This window comes from Achromobacter sp. HNDS-1, assembly GCF_040084795.1.
GTDB lineage: Bacteria > Pseudomonadota > Gammaproteobacteria > Burkholderiales > Burkholderiaceae_B > Achromobacter > Achromobacter ruhlandii.
On sequence record NZ_CP157584.1, the window covers coordinates 85033 to 104826 of the forward strand.

The 19794-nt window shown below is 68.2% G+C and carries 18 protein-coding genes; 4 read left to right on the forward strand and 14 right to left on the reverse strand.

Going from position 1 to position 19794, the window contains the following annotated elements; translation table 11 throughout:
• Positions 1–2 precede the first annotated feature (2 nt).
• The 12 genes from ABFG95_RS00305 to ABFG95_RS00360 all read right to left on the reverse strand — a co-directional run bounded on the left by ABFG95_RS00305 (position 3) and on the right by ABFG95_RS00360 (position 12720).
• Positions 3–725, reverse strand: coding sequence for an ABC transporter ATP-binding protein (locus tag ABFG95_RS00305; protein ID WP_278991054.1), 723 nt, complete (start codon positions 723–725; stop codon positions 3–5).
• Positions 706–1695 carry a branched-chain amino acid ABC transporter permease gene (locus ABFG95_RS00310; RefSeq protein WP_278991055.1) on the reverse strand — a complete coding sequence of 330 codons (990 nt, stop codon included), beginning with the start codon at positions 1693–1695 and terminating at the stop codon, positions 706–708. Before ABFG95_RS00310 ends, ABFG95_RS00305 begins: the two co-directional genes overlap by 20 nt.
• A 1-nt stretch (position 1696) precedes the next feature.
• Entirely contained in the window at positions 1697–2548 is an 852-nt protein-coding gene (locus ABFG95_RS00315) for a branched-chain amino acid ABC transporter permease (RefSeq protein WP_049073490.1), read from the reverse strand.
• 45 nt (positions 2549–2593) lie between these two features.
• Positions 2594–3844, reverse strand: a complete 1251-nt coding sequence (locus ABFG95_RS00320) for an ABC transporter substrate-binding protein (RefSeq protein ID WP_059270717.1) — start codon at positions 3842–3844, stop codon at positions 2594–2596.
• A gap of 300 nt (positions 3845–4144) precedes the next feature.
• The gene (locus tag ABFG95_RS00325; protein ID WP_054416686.1) at positions 4145–4951 is read right to left on the reverse strand and encodes a putative hydro-lyase; all 807 of its coding nucleotides are present in this window, start codon (positions 4949–4951) and stop codon (positions 4145–4147) included.
• A 101-nt stretch (positions 4952–5052) separates the two neighbouring features.
• The gene (locus tag ABFG95_RS00330) at positions 5053–5964 is read right to left on the reverse strand and encodes a LysR family transcriptional regulator (RefSeq protein ID WP_278991056.1); all 912 of its coding nucleotides are present in this window, start codon (positions 5962–5964) and stop codon (positions 5053–5055) included.
• 183 nt (positions 5965–6147) lie between these two features.
• Positions 6148–7494: an amidase gene (locus ABFG95_RS00335; protein WP_348995268.1), complete on the reverse strand. Its 1347-nt coding sequence runs from the start codon at positions 7492–7494 to the stop codon at positions 6148–6150.
• A gap of 92 nt (positions 7495–7586) precedes the next feature.
• Positions 7587–8270 carry a DUF2848 domain-containing protein gene (locus tag ABFG95_RS00340; RefSeq protein ID WP_278991059.1) on the reverse strand — a complete coding sequence of 228 codons (684 nt, stop codon included), beginning with the start codon at positions 8268–8270 and terminating at the stop codon, positions 7587–7589.
• A gap of 71 nt (positions 8271–8341) precedes the next feature.
• Positions 8342–9625, reverse strand: a complete 1284-nt coding sequence (locus ABFG95_RS00345) for a TRAP transporter large permease (protein WP_049073484.1) — start codon at positions 9623–9625, stop codon at positions 8342–8344.
• Complete coding sequence (locus tag ABFG95_RS00350; protein ID WP_100505163.1) at positions 9622–10242, reverse strand: TRAP transporter small permease; 621 nt, start codon at positions 10240–10242, stop codon at positions 9622–9624. The genes ABFG95_RS00345 and ABFG95_RS00350 overlap by 4 nt, the downstream gene beginning before the upstream one ends.
• An 87-nt stretch (positions 10243–10329) precedes the next feature.
• Positions 10330–11376, reverse strand: coding sequence for a TRAP transporter substrate-binding protein (locus tag ABFG95_RS00355; protein ID WP_054416692.1), 1047 nt, complete (start codon positions 11374–11376; stop codon positions 10330–10332).
• Between the two features lie 435 nt (positions 11377–11811).
• Positions 11812–12720, reverse strand: a complete 909-nt coding sequence (locus tag ABFG95_RS00360; RefSeq protein ID WP_038503432.1) for a LysR family transcriptional regulator — start codon at positions 12718–12720, stop codon at positions 11812–11814.
• A gap of 86 nt (positions 12721–12806) precedes the next feature.
• Here ABFG95_RS00360 and ABFG95_RS00365 point away from each other — a divergent pair, with 86 nt between their 5' ends.
• Positions 12807–13757 carry a DMT family transporter gene (locus tag ABFG95_RS00365; protein WP_063588553.1) on the forward strand — a complete coding sequence of 317 codons (951 nt, stop codon included), beginning with the start codon at positions 12807–12809 and terminating at the stop codon, positions 13755–13757.
• 101 nt (positions 13758–13858) lie between these two features.
• Entirely contained in the window at positions 13859–15055 is a 1197-nt protein-coding gene (gene fabV, locus ABFG95_RS00370) for an enoyl-ACP reductase FabV (protein ID WP_278991062.1), read from the forward strand.
• 92 nt (positions 15056–15147) lie between these two features.
• Here fabV and serB read toward each other — a convergent pair whose 3' ends face one another.
• Entirely contained in the window at positions 15148–15882 is a 735-nt protein-coding gene (gene serB / locus ABFG95_RS00375; protein WP_175146563.1) for a phosphoserine phosphatase SerB, read from the reverse strand.
• 11 nt (positions 15883–15893) lie between these two features.
• Complete coding sequence (locus ABFG95_RS00380; protein ID WP_054502662.1) at positions 15894–16802, reverse strand: LysR substrate-binding domain-containing protein; 909 nt, start codon at positions 16800–16802, stop codon at positions 15894–15896.
• Between the two features lie 243 nt (positions 16803–17045).
• On the opposite strand from ABFG95_RS00380, the gene ABFG95_RS00385 reads away from it, so the two are divergent.
• Positions 17046–18122, forward strand: coding sequence for an ABC transporter ATP-binding protein (locus ABFG95_RS00385; protein ID WP_348995269.1), 1077 nt, complete (start codon positions 17046–17048; stop codon positions 18120–18122).
• A gap of 13 nt (positions 18123–18135) precedes the next feature.
• On the forward strand, positions 18136–19782 hold the full coding sequence (locus ABFG95_RS00390; RefSeq protein ID WP_049073477.1) for an iron ABC transporter permease: 1647 nt from the start codon (positions 18136–18138) through the stop codon (positions 19780–19782).
• Positions 19783–19794: the final 12 nt, after the last annotated feature.

The window sequence follows — 19794 nt, forward strand, 5'->3', positions numbered from 1 at the left end:
CGTCAGGCACGGTGCTTCCTCCCCAGATAGGCTTCGATCACGGCGGGATTGCGCACGATGTCCTGCGGCGCGCCCTCGGCGATCATCTGGCCGAAGTTCAGCACCAGCACCCGTTGCGCCAGCCGCATCACCACCTCCAGCACGTGTTCGACGATGATCAGCGTCACCCCGGCGGCGTGGATGCCGCGCAGGATCTCGGCCAGCGCGATGGCTTCGGCGGGGTTCAGGCCGCCGGCCACTTCATCCAGCAACAGCATGCGCGGCTCGGTCGCCAGCGCGCGCGCCAGCTCCACCCGCTTCTGCCCCGCCACGTTCAGCTCGGCCGCCAGCGTATCGGCCCGATCGGCCAGCCCCACCAGCTCCAGCACCCGCGCCGAGGCGCGACGCGCGTCGGGCAGGCGCGGATGGCGCAGCAGCGCGCCGACCATGGCGTTCTCCAACACCGTCATCTGGCCGAAGCTGCGCGGGATCTGGTAGGTGCGCACCAGGCCCATGGCCGCGACCTGCTCCGGCCGCCGGCCGATCATGGACTCGCCGGCGAACGCCACCGAGCCCGAGGTCGGCTCGTGATGGCCGACCAGGCCGTTGAACAGCGTGCTCTTGCCCGCGCCGTTGGGACCGATGATGGCGACGATCTCGCCCGCCTCGACCGACAGCGAGATGTCCTTGTTGGCGACCAGGCCGCCGAAGCGCTTGGTCAGGTTCTTAACGTCGAGCAGAGCCACGGCGCCTCCTCAATGTCACCAGACCGCCTGGCAGGAACAGGGTGACGAGCAGGATCGCCAACCCGAAAATCAGCAGGTCCAGGCCCAGGCCCGAACTGCCCCACAGCACCCGCGTGCCTTCCGACAGCGGCAACAGCACCGCGGCGCCCAGCCACGGACCGACCAGCGTGCCGACCCCACCCAGGATGGCCACCAGCACCACCTGCACCGACATCGTCAGGCTGAACATCGACTCAGGATCGATGAAGCCCACGTACATGGCGAAGAAGCCGCCCCACACCCCGGTCATGCCGGCGGACAGCACGAACGCCAGCATCTTGTAGCGGTCCGCCGGCACGCCCAGGCTGCGCGAGGCCGCTTCGTCGCCATTGATGGCGCGCCAATAGAAGCCGGTCTTGGAATGCACCAGGAAGTACGTGGCGCAGAACGTCAGGAACGCCAGCCCCACCGCGATCCAGTAGTACGGCACCTTGCTGCGGAACAGCAGCATCCAGGCGGCGTCGCCGATCGGCGCCTCCAGCCCGACCGCGCCGCCGGCCCAGTCCCAGTTGATCATCAGCAGCAGCCCGATCTGCAGCAGCGCGATGGTGGCCATGGCGAAATAGTGCCCGGACAGGCGCAGCGTCGGCCCGCCCACCAGCCAGGCCAGCGCCGCGCTGATCAGCCCGCCCAGCGGAATGCCAAGCAGCGGCGTCAGTTTCAGATGATGCAGCAGCAGCAAGGTGGTGTAGCCGCCCACGCCCACGAACACCGCGTGGCCGAAAGAGATACGCCCGAGAAAGCCGCCCACCAGGTTCCAGCATGCGCCCAGCGCGCCGAACATGATGGCCAGCAGCAGCACCTGCAGGGTGAACGAGTCGGTCACCACCAGCGGCACCAGCGCCAGCAGCACCGCCGCCGCCAGGGCCGCGGCCACCGGCCATTTCGGCACGCCCGATGAGGCGCCGTCGATTTTTCGTGTCGTCGTCATGTCACCACCGCCCGAACAGGCCGCGCGGCCGATACCAGAGAACCAGGATGAAAAGGATGAAGACGCTGACCGTCTTCAGCGCGGGCGCCACGAAATAGCCCGTCATGGCCTCGATGACGCCGATCAGGATGCCGGCGATGAAGGCCCCGGGCAGCGAGCCGAAGCCGCCCATGCAGACCGCCACGAAGGCCAGCAGGCCGAACACCGTTCCCACCGAGGGGAACACATAGAAGAACGTGGTCAGCAGCGCGCCGGCCAGGCCGACCGCGGCGCTGCCCAGCATCCACACCTGGGCGTTGACGCGGTCGGGCGAAATGCCCACCAGCGCCGCCACCTGGCGGTCTTCGGCCACCGCCTGCAAGGCATGGCCCCAGCGCGTGCGGTACACCAGCACGAACAGCGCGGCCACCACCACCAGCGCGATCAGGCCGGTCACCACCTGCGGACGGCCCAGCGAAATGCCGGCCACCGTGACGCTGCCGGACACCAGGGTGTCGGGCAGGCTGCGATAGTCCGGGCTGAACGCAATGAACGCCAGCTGGCGCAGCACCAGGCCCAGGCCGAAAGTGGCCAGGATCACCGCCATGGCGGGGCCTTTTTGCAGGCGCTTGATGATCAGCGCATAAGTGAGGAAACCGACGAAGGCCAGCACGATGGCGACCAAGGGCGCCGACAACGTGGGGTCGATGTGACCCAGGGTATAGAGCCAATAGGCGGCATACATGCCGAGCATCAGGAATTCGCCATGGGCGAAGTTGATGACGTCGGTAATGCCCCATATCAGCGCCAGCCCCACCGCCACCGCGGCATAGATCAGGCCATTGAACAGGCCTGCCGAGAGAGCTTCGAACATGGAGTGCTCCTGTGGCGGGCCCCCGCGGCCCGCCACGGCTGATGATTACTTCCAGGAGAACGGCAGCGTGGGCAGCGACTTGTCGGTGCGGTACTTTTCCGGCCATACCGTCTGGTAGGACGAGCCCTTCAGTTCCAGGATCAGGCCGGAACCCTTGGTGTTCTGGCCCTTGTCATCGAACTTCACGCCGGCCCAGGGCATGGCCACTTGCGCCTCGCCCAGATCGGTGGCCGCCAGCGCCTTGCGGATCGCTTCCGGATCGGTGGAGCCGGCGCGGTTGATGGCGTCGGCCAGCACCAGGACGCCCTGCATCGACCGGGCGTTGTTGCCGTTCAGGTCCTTGCCGGTCTTGGCCTTGTACATGTCGTTGATCTTCTTCAGGCCGGCCTTGGCGGCGGCGACGTCGTTGCCCCAGACGTCGCGCGTCAGCACGCCCTGCACCTGCGGACCCACTTCCTGCACGAAGCGCGAGTCGATGAAGCCGGCGTCGTTGGCCAGCAGCACCGGCGGCGCGTACTTGCTTTCGCGCATGGTGCGCACGAACAGCATGGCGTCCGAGGTATAGCTGGCGAAGATCGCCACGTCGGGCTTGGCCGCGGCCAGTTTCTGCACTTCGGCGGTGACCGAGGCCGAGCCGGCGCTGTAGGCGATATTGGCCACCACCTCGCGCTTGTACTGCTTGGCGAACTTCTCGACCGCCTTGTAGGTGTTGACGCCGAAGTCGGTGTTCTCGTAGACCACCGCGATCTTGGCGGTTGGCGTGCCCTTCACGCCGTCCAGGAACTGCATCATGTTCTCGACGAAGGTGTCGTCGTTGGGCGAGGTGCGGAAGAACCACTTGTAGCCGCGCTCGGTCAGGTCCGGGCTGCTGGATTCGCCGTTCAGGTAGGGAATGCCGCGCTGCTCGGCGATGCGGCTGGCGGTCTTGGTGACGGCCGACTGGTAGGCGCCGGTCAGGGCCACCACTTTCTCCTGGTCGATCAGGCGCTGCGCGTCGGCCAGGCCCACTTCGGGCTTGCCCTGCGAATCGCCGAACACCACCTCGATCTTGGCCCCGCCCAGCGCCGGCAGGCCGGCGCCCGCGGCCAGCGGGATCCCTTCGAGTTCAGGATGCGGATTATTGATGATGTCCACCGCCAGTTCCACCGCGGCCTTGATCTCGGCGCCGGTGGACGCCAGCGCGCCGGACAAGGGATAGATCGCGCCGATCTTCACGGTCTTGACCTGCGCCTGTGCCGGCGCGGCGGTCAACAATGCCAGACTCGCGGCGACACCCGCAATGAGCTTCATCTTCATTACCAGACTCCTGGAAAAATCCCACTGTGAAAGCAATGCAAAACGCGGGGCGCACGGCCCCGGGCCCGGTGGATCCGGGCCTGCGGCGATCCGCCACCCGCCAATCGGCCGGCGGGCGGTGGACCTTGAACTTTTGTCGCCTTTTCCCCTTGTCCTTTCATGGATCGTTCTGGAGGCAAAACCAAAGCTGCTGACGCGCCCGCGTCGCGGGCGCTTTGTAAAACGGGTACGGCTACGGCATCGAGACTGGGATTTCTAGCGTTTTTCCGCTGACGGTTGACTGAGATTGCAACGCGAGGATTACAGGATGGCCATCCGACTGTTGACGAGGTCCGTGACCAGCATGTGTCCGGGCGCGTGCGTGATGCAGAAATCGGGGCGCACCGCGGCCACCACCGATTGCGGCGTCACGCCGCAGGCCCAGAACACGGGCATTTCGCCAGGGCGGATTTCCACCGGATCACCATAATCCGGCTGGTGGATGTCGGCAATCCCGATCAACGCCGGGTCGCCGATGTGCACCGGCGCGCCATGCACCGAGGGAAAACGCGAAGTCACCTGGATGGCGCGGATGGCATCGGCGGCCTTCAGCGGCCGCATCGACACCACCAGCGGACCGCCGAACACGCCGGCGGCATGGGTCGGGATGTTGGTGCGGTACATCGGCACGTTGCAGCCCTGCTCGATGTGGCGGACGGGCAGCCCGTTGTCCAGCATCGCTTCCTCGAACGAAAACGAGCAGCCGATGAGGAACGACACCAGGTCGTCGCGCCACAGGTCGCGCACGTCGGTGGGCTCGGCCACGAGTTCGCCGTTCTGCCAGACGCGATAGCGCGGGATGTCCGTGCGGATGTCGATGTCATGGCCCAATTCGGGCAGCGCCGGGTCGCCCGGCTCCGACATCGCCAGCAGCGGACACGGCTTGGGATTGCGCTGGCAGAAGTGCAGGAAATCGGCCGCCAATGCGCGCGGCAGGATCGCCAGGTTGGCCTGCACATGGCCCGGAGCCAGGTTCGCCGTGGGGCCGGTCAGCTTGCCGCTGCGGGCATCGAGCCGCGCGCGGCGTGCCAGTTCCACGCTGCTGCGGGCCGCCGTATCCAGTGCCATGTCAATTCCCCTTGCTTCAATGTTGGAATGGGGACATTGCACAGGAAGTCGGCCGCAACGTCTAATCACATGTTGCGATAGACCCCGATCAGAATTCCTTATCAGGGTTTTGCCGGATGGCGCAGCGCCTCTTCGCGCGCGATCTGCTGCGCGGCCTCGGCCACGGTGCGCGGCACCTGGCTGTCGGGCCCCTGCATCCAGCAGGCGGTGTAGTGCAGCGGCGGCAGCGGCGGCGCCTTCACGTCGAGCAGCCGCAATTCGCCTTGCGCCAGTTCCTTATGCAGGATGACGGGCGCAATCACCGCCGTGCCGATGCCGTCCAGCGCCATCCGCACGATCACGCTCAAGGCGGAACTGCCGTACATGCGCGGCGCATCGACGCCGGCCTGCTGCAGCACGTGCCGCACCGCGCGGTGCGGATCGGTCGTGGACGAATAGGTGATCACCGGCCACTGCCCCAGCCGCTTCAGGCTGATCGGCTGGCGTCCCACCTTGAGCTTGGGGCTGGCGACCCAGCTGAGCGGGTAATTGCACAGGTACAGGTTTTCGATGCGCGGCTCTTCCATCGGCCCCAGCAGGAACGCCAGGTCGATCTGGCGCGAGGCCAGCTGGGTCTTGAGCATGGTGGTGGTGTCGACCTGGATCTCGACCATCAGCGCCGGATAGGCGTCGTGCAGATACTCCATGAGCGTCGGCAGCCAGGTGTGGACGATGGTCTCGGACACGCCGAGCCGCAGCGTGCCGCTCATCACGCTCTTGGCGCGCGCCGCCTCCTGCATGTCGCGCCGCAGCTGCAGCATGCGCTCGGCGTGCGACAGCAGCTCGCGGCCCTTGCCGGTCAGCTTGATGCCGCGCACATCGCGGTCGAACAGGCGGATGCCCAGGTCGGACTCCAGCGACGCGATGCGCTGGGAAATCGCCGGCTGGGTGGCGTTGAGCTTCTCGGCCGCGGCGCGAAAACCGCCCAGCGTGGCCACCCAGAAGAACGTCTCGATATTGCGCAGATCTATCATGGCGCCCGTATCCTGCCCCGTTGCGCGGCATGTCCAGCCGCCATCTTAGCGTCGCGGGGACAAAGCGGATATGGCGGAAAACACCGCCCTGCCCGCTCGCGCGGCGCGCTGCCGGACCCGCCGGCCGGCGCCGCGACGCTGGCGGCGAACCGCCGGGCCGCCCGAGCGCGGCCCGGCGCGCCTTCAGCCGGCGAGCAATTCCTCGACCGCCAGGCCAATCGCCAGCACTCGGCGATCGGCGCCGTTGCTGGCGGCGATCATCAGCCCGACCGGCGCGCTGCCGTCGGCGTGGCACGGCAGCGACAGCGCGCAGCCGTCCAGGAAATTGATCAGGGTGGGATTGCGCAGGATCAGGCCATTGGCGGCGTAATAGGCTTCGTCCGCGGCTTGCAGGTCGGCCACCGCCGGCGCCACGATGGGCGTGGTCGGCATGATCAGCGCATCGTAGCCGGCAATGCGGCGGTCGACCGCCGCCACCCAGGCTTCGCGCGCGTCCAGCAGGTCCAGGTAGTCGGCGGCGCTCATGTCCTTGCCGCGCAGGATGCGCGACACCACGCGCGGGTCGTAGCGCTTGCCGGCGCGCGCGATCAGGTCGCGGTGCCAGGCCCAGGCCTCGGCGGCCGTGAAGCCGCCCTTGGCATTGATGTTGGCCAGTTCGGCGAATTCCGGGATGGCGATCTCGTCGACCAGGGCGCCGGCTTCCTTCAGGCGCGCCACGGCGCGGGCGAAGGTATCGGACACGTGCTTGTCCATGCCGTCCAGCGCCAGCGTCCTGGGCACCGCCAGGCGCAGGCCGCGCAGCGGCAGCGCCTCGGGCACCGGGCCGCCGTCGCCCGACAGGATGGCGTCCAGTTCGGCGCAGCAGCGCACGCTGGCGGCAATGGGGCCGATGGAGTCCAGGTTGGCCGACAGCGGCAGCACGCCTTCCATCGACACGCGCCAGGCGCTGGGCTTGAAGCCGGTCAGGCCGCACAGGGCGGCGGGAATGCGCACCGAGCCGCCGGTGTCCGAACCGATGGCGGCCACCGCCATGCCGTCGGCCACCGACACCGCCGCGCCCGACGAGGAGCCGCCAGGAATGCGGCCCGTGGCGCGATCCCACGGGTTCAGCGGCGTGCCGTAATGGGGGTTGATGCCCAGGCCCGAATAGGCGAATTCGGTCATGTTGGTGCGGCCGATGATGACCGCGCCGGCGGCGATCAGGCGCTGCACCACTTCGGCGTTGGCGTCGGCCGCCGGTTCACCCTCGCGCGCCACCGAGCCGGCCATGGTGGTCTCGCCTTCGATGTCGAACAGATCCTTGATGCTGATCGGCAGACCCTCGATGGCCGAGCGCACGATGCCGGCCGCGCGCAGCGTGTCCGAGGCGCGGGCCTGGGCCAGCGCCGACTCGGCGTACAGGCGGGTGAAGGCGCGGGCGCCCTCGCCGGCCGGATCGTTGGCGCGCGCCAGGGCGGCCTCGGTCAGTTCAACGGAAGTGGTGCGGCCGTCGTTCAGGGCGGCGGTCAGGTCATTCAGGGTCGAAAGCATACGGTTCCAGGGGGCCGCGGGGCGGCATGAAAAGTGTTGGACCGGCGCGCCCCGCCGGGGCGCGTCATGGCAATCAGGGCGCCTGCCGGGCGTCAGGCCACCACCGGCAGGATCTCGACATGATACCGGTGGCGCAGGCTGCGTTGGCGGCGCGGATCGAACAGTTCCATGGTGAATTCGGCCGACGGGCGGATGCCGCCGATGGCGCCGACGGTGCCGCAGGTCATGCCGGCGCCTTCGGGCAGCGTGGCGGCGCCGCCGGTGTAGCCGGCGATCAGGTCCTGCGGCGTGCGCAGCGAGGCCAGCGGGCCTTCCTGGTACAGCACCTCGGCGCCGTTCTCGACGATGTACGAGCGGATCACCAGCTCGTCCCAGTATTCGGCCACGTCGGCCAGGCGCCAGGCCGAGGTCGCCACCGGCTTGACGCAGACCTGCTTGGACATGGCCACGCTGACCGTCTCCAGCTTGCGGTCGGTGTGGTCGGACGCGATGCTGACGTACATCTCGCCGTCGGCCGCGAACACGAAGGTCTCGACCTCGCCGGACGAATCGCCGCCCACCGCCTGCACCCGTTCGGCCTGGGTCAACTGGTTGTCGGCGATGCGGTAGTACAGCGGCACGCTGGTGGGACGCGGCACGCCGATGGCGGCCAATTCCTCGATGTGGTGCTCGATGGCGGCGATGTCGCGCCCGGCCCAGCCGGCCACGATGAGGGTATTGAAATCCACCTCGACCTGGCGGGGGGAATCGGCTTCGATCTGAAATATGGCTTTCATGAAAAGTCCTGCGGAGGTAAACGGGGAAGAATGGGCACGGCCGCGCGGCCGTGCCCGAAGGGATACCGGGGCTAGCCGAACACGCGCGGCAGCCACAGGGCCAGGTCGGGCCACCACGCCAGCAACGCCAGCATCACGAACATGGCCGCCACGAACGGCAGGCTGCCGGTGATCACGGCGCTCATCGAACCGCTCTTGCGCAAGCTCTGCACCACGAACAGGTTCAGCCCCACCGGCGGCGTGATCAGCGCGGCCTCGACCAGGATGATGATGATGATGCCCAGCCAGATCGGGTCGTAGCCCAGCGCGATCATGATGGGCGCGACGATCGGGATGGTCGTGATCATCATCGACAGGGTCTCCATGAAGCAGCCCAGCACCAGGTAGAACACGATCACGATCAGCAGCATCCAGCCCGGCGACAGGCCCAGCCCGGTAATGGACTGGGTCAGCGCGTCGGTCAGGCCGGTGGCGGACATGACGAAGTTCAGGAAGCTGGCAGCCACCACGATCAGCATGATCATGGCGGTCGAGCGCATGGTGCCTTCCATCGCCTCGCGCAGCATGGTCCAGGTCAGGCGGCGGAACCAGGCGGCCAGGATCAGCGCGCCCAGCACGCCCAGCGCGGCGGCCTCGGTGGGCGTGGCCAGGCCGGCGTAGATCGACCCCACCACCAGCAGGAAGATGCCCATCGGCGGCGCCAGATGCACCAGGCTGGCCAAGCGCTGGCCCCAGGTGGCCTGGATCTTCTTGCCGCCCCAGGACGGCTTGACCACGCAGGCGATCATCACCGTCAGCATGAACAGCGCCGCCATGGCGAAGCCCGGGATGATGCCGGCGAGGTACAGCTTCGGCACCGACGAATTGGTCAGCACGCCATAGATCACCAGGTTGATCGACGGCGGGATCAGGATGCCGAGCGTGCCGCCCGCGGCCAGGCTGCCCAGGAACAGCGGCTCGTTGTAGCCATACTTGCGGATCTGCGGAATCGCCACCGTGCCAACGGTGGCGGCGGTGGCCACGCTGGAGCCGGACGTGGCCGAGAACAGCGTCGAGGCGCCGATGTTGGCGTGCATCAGGCCGCCCGGCAGCCACGACAGCCACAGGCTCATGGCGCCGTACATGCGTTCGGCGAAGCCGGCCCGCAGCAGCACCTCGCCCAGCATGATGAACAGCGGAATGGCGACCAGCAGGAATTCGTTGTTGGTGCTCCAGGAGATCTCGCCGATCGCGCGCGACAGCGGCAGCATCGAGAACATCGGGTCCAGGATCAGGCCCAGCACCCCCAGGGCCGCGCCCACGGGGATCGACAGGCCGATCAGGACCAGCAACAGAGTCAGGGCGGTGGCGATCATGCGGCGGCTCCCTTGACCATGCGCTCGCCGGCGGCGGCTTCCTCGTCGGCTTCTTCCTGCGCGGAACGCACGCCGCAGATTTCCTTGACCAGTTCGATGTCGCCGGTCACCAGGGCGGCCGAGGCGCGCGCCAGCATCAGGGCGACGGTAATGCACATCCAGCCCAGGCCCAGCAGCCACAGGCCTTGGGGAATCCACAACGGCGTGGCCAGCGGCGTGTTGGCGGCGGACTTCTGCGCCCACGACATCTGCACCACTTCATAGGCGTAATAGGTCAGGAACACCATGAAGACGGCCAGCGCCACCATGGAAACCCAATCGAGCACGGCCGACACGCGCACCGGCAGCTTCTGGTAGAGCACGTCCACCCGCACGTTGGCGCGCTGCAGCGTGGCGAAGGCCAGCGCCCAGGAGGTGCTGATGGCGAAGGCGTAGCTGGACAGTTCGTCGGCGCCGCCGGTGGTAAAGCCCAGGAACTTGCGGGCCAGCACGTCGAAGGAAATGAGCAGCACGCTGGCGATGGTCAGCGCGCCGCCCGCCCACACCGCGACGCGCGAGAAGGTCTCGGCGCGACGCAGCAGCCCGCCCAGCAGGCGGAAGTGTTCGGATCGGGTCATTAGGGAACCTCTGGGGCCGGCACGGCGGCCCGGATGATGAATCGCAGGCGCGCCGCCGCCGCAACGGCGGACGGCGCGCGTTCTCGCTTACTTGCTGGCGGTCACGCCCAGCGTCTTGCCGACGGTGGCATTGAAGTCCTTGACGCACTGCGCCGAGCAACGCGCGGCCCACTTGGGCAACACGGCTTCCTGCGTCACCTTCTTGAGCAGTTCGCGGTCGGCGTCCGAAGGCTGCACCAGCACCATCTTGCCCTTGACCGGGAACGGGCACGCGGCCGCGCCGGTGTTGCAGTCATAGCCTTCCTGGGTCTGGCGCGCCGCGGCATCCCAGATGTTGTCGACCAGCGTCTTGACGTTGGCCTGCAGGAAGGTGCGCACGTTGGGGTCGAGCTTGTCCCAGGCCTTCTGGTTGACGGCGTGGATCTGCTGGTTCCAGTTGATCGGCAGCGCCACCAGGTGGGTCGACACTTCGTACCACTTGGCCGAGTAGCCCGACAGCGAGCCGGTGATGGCGCAATCGACCACCTTGTTCTGCAGCGCCGGCACCACTTCGCCGAACGCCATGGTGACGCTGGAGCCGCCCAGCGCTTCCACGAATTCGGCGGTGGTGCGGCTGCTGGTGCGGACCTTCTTGCCCTTGATGTCGGCCAGGCCCTTGATCTCAGCGTTGCAGAACAGCACCTGCGCCGGATAGGTGGAGATGCCCAGCAGCTTGACGTTGCTGCCCTCGCCATACAGGCGCGCGTAGACCGGCTCGAAGGCGTTGGTCACCTCGCGCGCCGTCTTCACGTCCGGCGCCAGGCCGGCCAGGTCGATGGCCTCGTTGATCGGGTTGTCGCTGGCGAAGTACGAGAGCGTGGCGGTGCCGAACTCGACCACGCCGGTCGACATCAGGCGCAGCAGTTCCGGGCCCTTCAGGCCCATTTCGTTGAAGCCCTTGATGTCCGCGGTGACCTGGCCCTTGGATGCTTCCGGAATGGTCTTGGTCCAGAACGGCTTTTCGTAATCGTTGTAGGCGGTCAGGTTGGACAGGCCGCCCACCACCTTCAAATGGGTCTTGGGCAGGTCTTGCGCCTGGGCGGCGCCGGCCAACAGGCTGGCGGCGATGGCGGCGAGAGCGAGCGACTTCTTCATGGACAAAACTCCTGGCTGGCGGGATGGTCTGGCGCGCGCGGGTCCCCGTTACCTTGAGCGCGCGGGTAGGAATCGGAACGTCAGAGGAGCAAAGGTTTTCCCCCGCGCCTGTGTTTCCAGGCGATCTTCTTGATGTGCCGCCATTGCAGCGTCAGGGGCGCCGAGCGTCCAATCGTATGTTGCGATGTGGGGGTATAAATATTTTTTGGGTCTCGCCGGCAAGCCGCCCGGCGCCGGCCGCAGAGCCAGCAACCATGCGGCCTGGCGCGGGATCGCGGGGTCTGACGCAGGCGCGCCGCGAGCGCTTCGCCTGACCGCCCGCGCGCGCGGCGCTGGGGAAAACACCTAGGCGCGCGCGCCCCGGCGGATCATGATGCGCGCCGTTGCCGGCGCGGCCCGGGGTCCGTGCGCGGCTTGCTTTCGCGCGGACAGGCCCTAGGACGACGCCACGCCGTCGCCCGCCTGCGCGGCCACTTTCTGCGCCATCTGCGCGATCAGGCGCGCCGCATGGCTGTCGGGTCCCTGCACCCAGGTGGCCGTGAAACTCAATTCGGGCAGCGGGTCGGCGTCGACCCGCAGGATGCGCAGTTCGCCGCGCGCCAGTTCCTTGCCCAGGAACACCGGCGCGATCACGCTGGTGCCGATGCAGTCCTGCGTCATCCGCACCACCATCGACATCGAGGCGCTGCCGTACATGCGCGGCGACACCACGCCGGCGCGCGTCAGCATGTCGCGCACCACCCGGTATGGCGCGCTGTTGGACGGATAGGTGACGATGGGCAGGCGGCCGATGCGCTCCAGCGTCAAGGGCTCGGGCCCCAGCTCGAGCAGCGGGCTGGCGACCCAGGCCAGCGGATAGGTGCACAGCGGCAGGTTCTCGACCCGCGCCTCCAGCACCGGCCCCATGAGGAAAGCCAGGTCGATCTGGCGCGACATCAGGTGCGAGCGCAGCACATGGGTGGTGTCCACCTCGATCTCCAGCACCAGCGCCGGATACGCGGCGTGCACCAGCTCGATCAGCGTCGGCAGCCAGGTCTGCACGATGGTCTCGGCCACGCCGATGCGCACCGTGCCCGTCATGACGTTCTGCTCGCGCGCCGCCTCGAACATGTCGCGCCGCACCTGCAGCATGCGCTCGGCGTGCGACAGCAGTTCATGACCCTTGGCGGTCAGCTTGACGCCGCGGGCGTCGCGCTCGAACAGGCGCACGCCCAGGTCGGCCTCGAGCGAGGCGATGCGTTGCGAGACCGCGGGCTGCGTGGTGTTGAGCTTGTCGGACGCGGCGCGGAAGCTGCCCAGCGTGGCGACCCAAAAGAATGTTTCTATGTTGCGTAGTTCGATCATGAACCTTTCCCCCTGCCGCGATGAGCGTATCATGTCAGCCGCCCCGTGGCCCCTCCACGGCCCCCTAGCGCACAAGGAGCCTGTCCATGTCCCCGGCCGATACCGGTCGCCCGCGTCCCGCCCCCAGCGGCCCGCTCGTCGGGATCCTGTTGCTGGTGCTGTCGATGTGGACGCTGTCCTGCCTGGACGCCAGCGGCAAATGGGTCATGAACGCGGGGGTGCCGCTGCTGGTGCTGTCGTGGTTCCGCTACGCCGTGCACCTGGTGCTGGTGCTGGCCCTGGTGCTGCCCACGCGCGGCACAGGCATCCTGCGCAGCAAAAAGCCGCGTGAACAGCTCCTGCGCGGCGGCTCGATGTTCCTGGCCACGCTGATGTTCTTCACCACGCTCAGCTACATTCCCCAGGCCGAAGCCACCGCCATCAACTTCCTGGCGCCCTTGCTGGTGCTGTCGCTGGCGCCGTGGATCCTGAAGGAGCCGGCGCGCATGTCGCGCTTTGTCGCCGCCGGCATCGCCTTCGTCGGCGTCATCATCGTCATCCGCCCGGGCGGCGGCCTGCATCCGGTCGGCACCATTTTCGGGCTGCTCACGGCCTGTTGCTTCGCGGCCCAGTTCATCGCCACGCGCCGCGTCGCGGGCGACGACCCGTTCACCTCGCTGATCTGGAGCGGCGCGGTCGGCACCGGCTGCCTGACGCTGGCCCTGCCCTTCATCCTGCCGCCCGCCCTGCCGGTGCTGCGGGCGCTGACGCCGCTGGACTGGACGCTGCTGATCTCCACCGGGGTCACCGGCGGCCTGGGCCACCTGTTCCAGATCGCCGCCTACCGCCGCGCGCCGGCCTCGACCCTGGCGCCCTTCATCTACCTGCAGATCATCAGCGCCACCACGGTCGGCTGGCTGGTGTGGGACCACTTTCCGGATCCCCTGACCTGGCTCGGCATCGCCATCATCTGCGCCAGCGGCATCGGCATCGGCCTGGTGGAGTGGCGCCGCAGCCGCGCCCAGGCGGCCGCGCCGGCGGGCGCCGGCGCGCGCTGACACGCCCCGGGCGGCCAGCGGCCGCCCCGCCTCCCGTACAATGCCCGGCGCCGCCCGCCTGTGCGCGGCGGTCTTCCCCGCATTTCCAGAACGAGGGCTCCATGATCATCAAACCCCGCGTGCGCGGCTTCATCTGCGTGACCACCCATCCCGTCGGCTGCGAAGCCAACGTCAAGAACCAGATCGACTACGTCCGCGCCCAGGGCCCGATCAGCGGTGGCCCCAAGCGCGTGCTGGTGATCGGCGCCTCCACCGGCTACGGCCTGGCGGCCCGCATCAGCGCCGCCTTCGCCTGTGGCGCCCAGACGCTGGGCGTGTTCTTCGAGCGCCCCGGCGAGGCCGCCAAGGCCGGCACCCCGGGCTGGTACAACAGCGCCGCCTTCGACAAGTTCGCCAGCGCCGAGGGCCTGTACGCCAAAAGCATCAACGGCGACGCCTTCTCCGATGCCATCAAGGCCCAGACCATCGCCGCCATCAGGCAGGACCTGGGCCAGGTCGACCAGGTGATCTACAGCCTGGCCGCGCCCCGCCGCACCCATCCGGTCAGCGGCACGGTGTTCAACTCGACCCTCAAGCCGGTCGGCCAGGCGGTCACGCTGCGCGGCCTGGATACCGACAAGGAAGTCATCAAGGAATCGGTGCTGGAACCGGCCACCCAGGAAGAGATCGACGCCACGGTGGCGGTCATGGGCGGCGAGGACTGGCAGATGTGGATCGACGCCCTGCTGGAGGCCGGCGTGCTGGCCGAGGGCGCCACCACCACCGCCTTCACCTACCTGGGCGAGAAGATCACCCACGACATCTACTGGAACGGCTCGATCGGCGCCGCCAAGAAAGACCTGGACCAGAAGGTGCTGGACATCCGCGCCAAGCTGGCCGCGCGCGGCGGCGACGCCCGCGTCTCGGTGCTGAAGGCGGTCGTGACCCAGGCCAGCTCGGCGATCCCGATGATGCCGCTGTACCTGTCGCTGCTGTTCAAGGTCATGAAGGAAAAAGGCACGCACGAGGGCTGCATCGAGCAGGTCTACGGCCTGTACCGCGACAGCCTGTGCGGCGCGGCGCCGATCCTGGACGACGAAGGCCGGCTGCGCGCGGACTACCTGGAACTGGACCCCGCCGTGCAGGCGCAGGTGCAGGCGCTGTGGCACCAGGTGACCGAGTCCAACCTGTATGAACTGACCGATTTCGCCGGCTACAAGCGCGATTTCCTGCGCCTGTTCGGGTTCGAGATCGATGGGGTGGATTACAACGCCGATGTCGACCCGGACGTGAAGATCCCCGGCCTGATCAGCGCCTGAGGCGAGTTCGGGTCCGCAGGGGGCCGCGTTCGCGCCTCGCTCGCGCCCCCTCGCGCCCCCTCGCGCCTCGTTCGCGCCGCGGTGGCGGCCTGTCAGCCCCGCGCCTGCGCCTTGCCGGCGCTGAACAGGCGCAGCAGCTGGTCCAGCCCGCCCTGGTCGATCGCCACCTTGGCCTCGCGCCGCACCGCCGGCTTGGCGTGATACGCCACCGATAGCCCGGCGGTTCGCAGCATCGGCAGGTCGTTGGCGCCGTCGCCCACCGCGATGGCGCGCTCCGGTCCGACGCCCAGCGCCGCGCACACCTCCAGCAACTTGCGGCGCTTTTCCTCGCCGTCGCACAGGTCGCCCCACGCTTGCGGCAGCAGTCGCCCAGTCAGGCGGCCATCGACGATCTCCAGCACGTTGGCGCGCACGTCGTCCAGCCCCAGGCGCGCGCGCAGCCGGTCGGTGAAGCAGGTGAAGCCGCCCGTCACCAGCAGGCAGAACAGGCCGGCGGCCTTGCAAGCCGCGATCAGCGTTTCCACGCCCGGGTTGAGCGCCAGGCGGTGTTCATACACCTCGTCCAGCGCCACCGCAGGCATGCCGGCCAGCAGCGCCACGCGCTGCCGCAGGCTCTGCTTGTAGTCGACGATCTCTCCCTGCATCGCCGCCTCGGTCAGCGCGGCCACCTCGGCCTTTTTCCCCATCAGGTCGGCCATCTCGTCCAGGGTCTCGATGGCGATCAGCGTCGAATCCATGTCGAAGGCGATGACCTTGTAGTCCGACAGTGTCAGCGGCGGCGCGATACCGCGCCAATGCAGGCCGGCGTCGCTCTGGAACTCTTGCATGGGCAATCCTTCTATTGCTCGGGTGGCGGATGGCCGGCCTCGCGGCCCAGCCAGTCGATGAAATGGCGCGCCGCGGCCGCGGCCGGCGCGTCCGGGCGGAACAGCGCATGCACGCCGGCGTTGGGCAGGCGCGGCTGCAGGAACAGCGGCCGCAGCCGGTCGGCGCGCAGGTCGTCCTGCAGCAGGCACCACGGCGCCAGGGCGATGCCCAGGTCGTTCATGGCGGCCTGCATGCACAGGAATTGATGGTCGAACACCGGCCCGGGCAGTTGCGCCGGCACGTCCACCCTGGCCAGCGCGAACCAGCGCGGCCAGTGGTCCATGCCGCCCGCGACCTTCAGCAAGGGGTGCCCCAGACAGTCGGCCGGCGTGGCCAGGCGGTTGCGCTCGATGAAGCGCGGCGACGCCACCGGCACGTGGAAGTCGTCCAGGCAGTGCACGCAGCTCATTTCGGCGTGCGCCACGAAGCCATGGCGGATCAGCACGTCGCCGCCGGCCTCGTCGCCGCGATCCAGGAACGAGCGCCCCTGCGTGGTCAGCTGCACGTCGATGCCCGGATGCAACGCCTGGAACGCCGACAGCCGGGGAATCAGCCATTTCATGGTCAGCGACGGCGTGGCGCTGACGCGCAGCACGCCGCCATGGCCAGGCGAGCGCAGCTTGGCGGTGGCCGCCGCGATGCGCTCCAGGCTGGCCTGGACCTCGGGAAAATACGCCTGCGCGCACGGCAGCAGCGTGACGCCGCGGGCCTCGCGCGCGAACAGCGGCTGGCCGACGTAGTCTTCCAGGATGCGGATCTGCTGACTGACCGCGCTGTGCGTGATGCTCAGTTCGTCGGCCGCCGCCGTGAAACTGCGCAGGCGCGCCGCGGCCTCGAATACCCGCAAGGCTTTCAGCGGCGGCAGGCTCGGGCCCGCCATCTCAGGCGCCGTCCGCCCGCGCGCGCCCCTGGCGCAAGGCTTTGCTGCGTGTTCCCACGATTTCCCTTGTCATCTGTTCTTGCCGGCGCGGGGCTTGGACCGCGCCGTTGCTATGAGCCGCATTCTAGGGGATTGCGGCGCCGCCGACCTCTTAGAAAAACTAACGCCAGCCCTTAAAAAACACCGCTGGTGGCGGCGCGGCCGGGTTCCTATGATGCGTCCAATCCCAGGCAGGAACCTTTCATGGCATCGATCACCGTAGACGGCATCATCAAGACATTCGGCGGCCAGCAGGTGCTGCGCGACCTGTCGCTGCACATTCCCGACGGCGGGTTCTACACGCTGCTGGGCCCCAGCGGCTGCGGCAAGACCACCCTGCTGCGCTGCATCGCCGGCTTCTACGCGCCCGACGGCGGCCGCCTGCTGTTCGACCAGGACGACGTCACGCACGTGTCGGCGCACCGCCGCGACATCGGCATGGTGTTCCAGGACTACGCGCTCTTTCCCGACAAGACCGCCTTCGACAACGTCGCCTACGGCCTGCGGGCCCGTGGCGTGGCGCGGGCCGAGATCAAGCGGCGCGTCGACGAGGCGCTCGACAAGGTCGGGCTGGCGGCCCTGGCCGACCGCTACCCGGCGCAGATGAGCGGCGGCCAGCGCCAGCGCGTGGCCCTGGCGCGCGCCCTGGTGATCCGGCCGCGCGTGTTGCTGATGGACGAGCCGCTGTCGAACCTGGACGCCAAGATGCGCCTGCAGATGCGCGACGTCATTCTCGACCTGGTGCGCGAGGCCGGCATCACCACCGTGTTCGTCACCCATGACCAGGAAGAAGCCCTGGCCATGTCCGACCGCATCGCCATCATGGACCACGGCAGCATCGCCCAACTGGGCACGCCCGAAGAACTGTACGGCACGCCGGTCAACGCCTATGTGGCCGACTTCATCGGTTCGGCCAACGTGATCCCGGTGCCGGCGCGCGGCGGGCTGCCCGGCGCGCCGGCCGGCCACGTGCGCTATGAGCTGTGCGGCCTGGGTTTCGACGGCACGCTCGGCAGCGACACGCTGGCCGAACGCGCGGTGCTGATCGCCCGCCCCGAGGAACTGGCCCTGATGGCGCCGGCGCCCTACGTGCCCAACACGCTGCCCGGCAAGGTGCTGCGGCGCCAATACCTGGGCTTCAAGACCGCCTACCGCATCGCGCTGCAGGACGGCTCGGAGATCCGCGTGGAGCTGCACGCGGGCAACATGGTGGCGCAGTTCCAGCCCGGCGAGGCCGTGCAGGTGCTGATTCCCGCCGACAGCCGCGTCGTCAACGCCTGAGGACCGCCACGCCATGAAAATCAAATGGTGGCCCTGGGGCATCCTGACGGCGATCAGCCTGGCGCTGCTGCTGTTCTTCGTGCTGTATCCGCTGGCGGTGCTGTTCAGCAACAGCGTCACCGGCCAGGACGGCGGTTTCTCGCTGGAGGGGTTCCGCGCCCTGCTGGCCGACTCGCAATACCTGGAGGCCTTCGGCAACACGCTGGTGCTGGGGCTGGTGGTGACCGCCTGCACCATCCTGGTGGGCGTACCGTTCGCCTACATGGTGGCGCGCTACGACTTCCCGCTCAAGAACCTGGTGGCGATCCTGCCGGTGCTGACCATCGTCATTCCCGAGATCATCGTCGGCCAGTCGTGGCTGCTGGTGCTGGGCAACAACGGCATCCTGACCAACCTGCTGGGCGACGCGGGCATCTCGCTGCCGTCGTTCTACGGCTGGACCGGCATGGTGTTCTCGATGACGCTGGTCTACTACACCTACATCTACCTGGGCGTGCTGGCCGCGTTGCGCGGCTTCGACGGCCAGTTGGAGGAAGCCGGCCTGAGCCTGGGCACGCCGCCGCTGCTGACCCAACTGCGGGTGCTGGTGCCGGTGCTGCTGCCGGCGGTGCTGGTGAACGCGCTGGTGGTGTTCACGCTGGTGGTCGGCAACTTCGCGCTGGCGATGCTGCTGGGCAGCCGCGTGCCGCTGCTGTCGGTGATGACCTACAACACCTTCGTCAGCGAAATGGGCGGCAGCCCGACGCTGCAGAGCGCCATGTCGGTGGTGTCGATCGCCATCGTCGCCATCGTGCTGTTCGTGCAGAAGCGCGTGGTCGAGCGCAAGGTCTACACCATGACCCAGGGCCGCGCGCCGGCGGCGCGCCGGGTGCGTTCATGGCAGGCCATCCTGTACACCGGCGGCGTCGGCCTGGTGATCCTGCTGTCGCTGCTGCCGCTGATCGTGGTGTTCATCGCCGCCTTCACCAAGACCAGCGGGCCGGTGATGCACTGGGGCTCGTGGTCGCTGGCCAGCATGCAGCGCGCTCTGCACGGCGCGCCCGAGCCGATCCTGAATTCGCTCAAGTTCGCCTCGCTGGCCACGGTGACGGGCGTGGCCTTCGCGGTGCTGGTGAGCTACCTGACCATCAAGAAGCGCAGCGCCTTCACCCAGGTGCTGGACTACATCGTGGTACTGCCGCTGACCATCTCCGGCACGGTGCTGGGCATCGCGCTGGTGCAGACCTTCAACACCGGCTGGCTGGTGCTGGCCGGCACCTCCGGCATCATGGTGCTGTGCTACGCGGTGCGGCGCCTGCCCTTCGCGGTGCGCAACGCCTCGTCGGTGCTGTTCAACATTCCCGACTCGATCGAGGAAGCCTCGATCAGCCTGGGCGTATCGCCGCTGATGACCTTCTTCAAGGTGATTCTGCCGGCCATGAAGGCCTCGATCATCTCGGCCGCCATCCTGATGTGGCTGACCACGATTTCCGAGCTGTCGGCCTCGATCGTGGCCTACAGCGGCGGCCTCGAAACCATGCCGATCGCCATCTTCCGCCAGGTCGACGGCGGGCGCCTGGGCATGGCCTCGGCCTATGGCGCGGCGCTGGTCACGGTGATCGTGCTGCCCATCATCGTGTCGGTCAAGGCATTCCGCATCAAGCTGTTCTCCGGCAAATAACCCGCATCCACA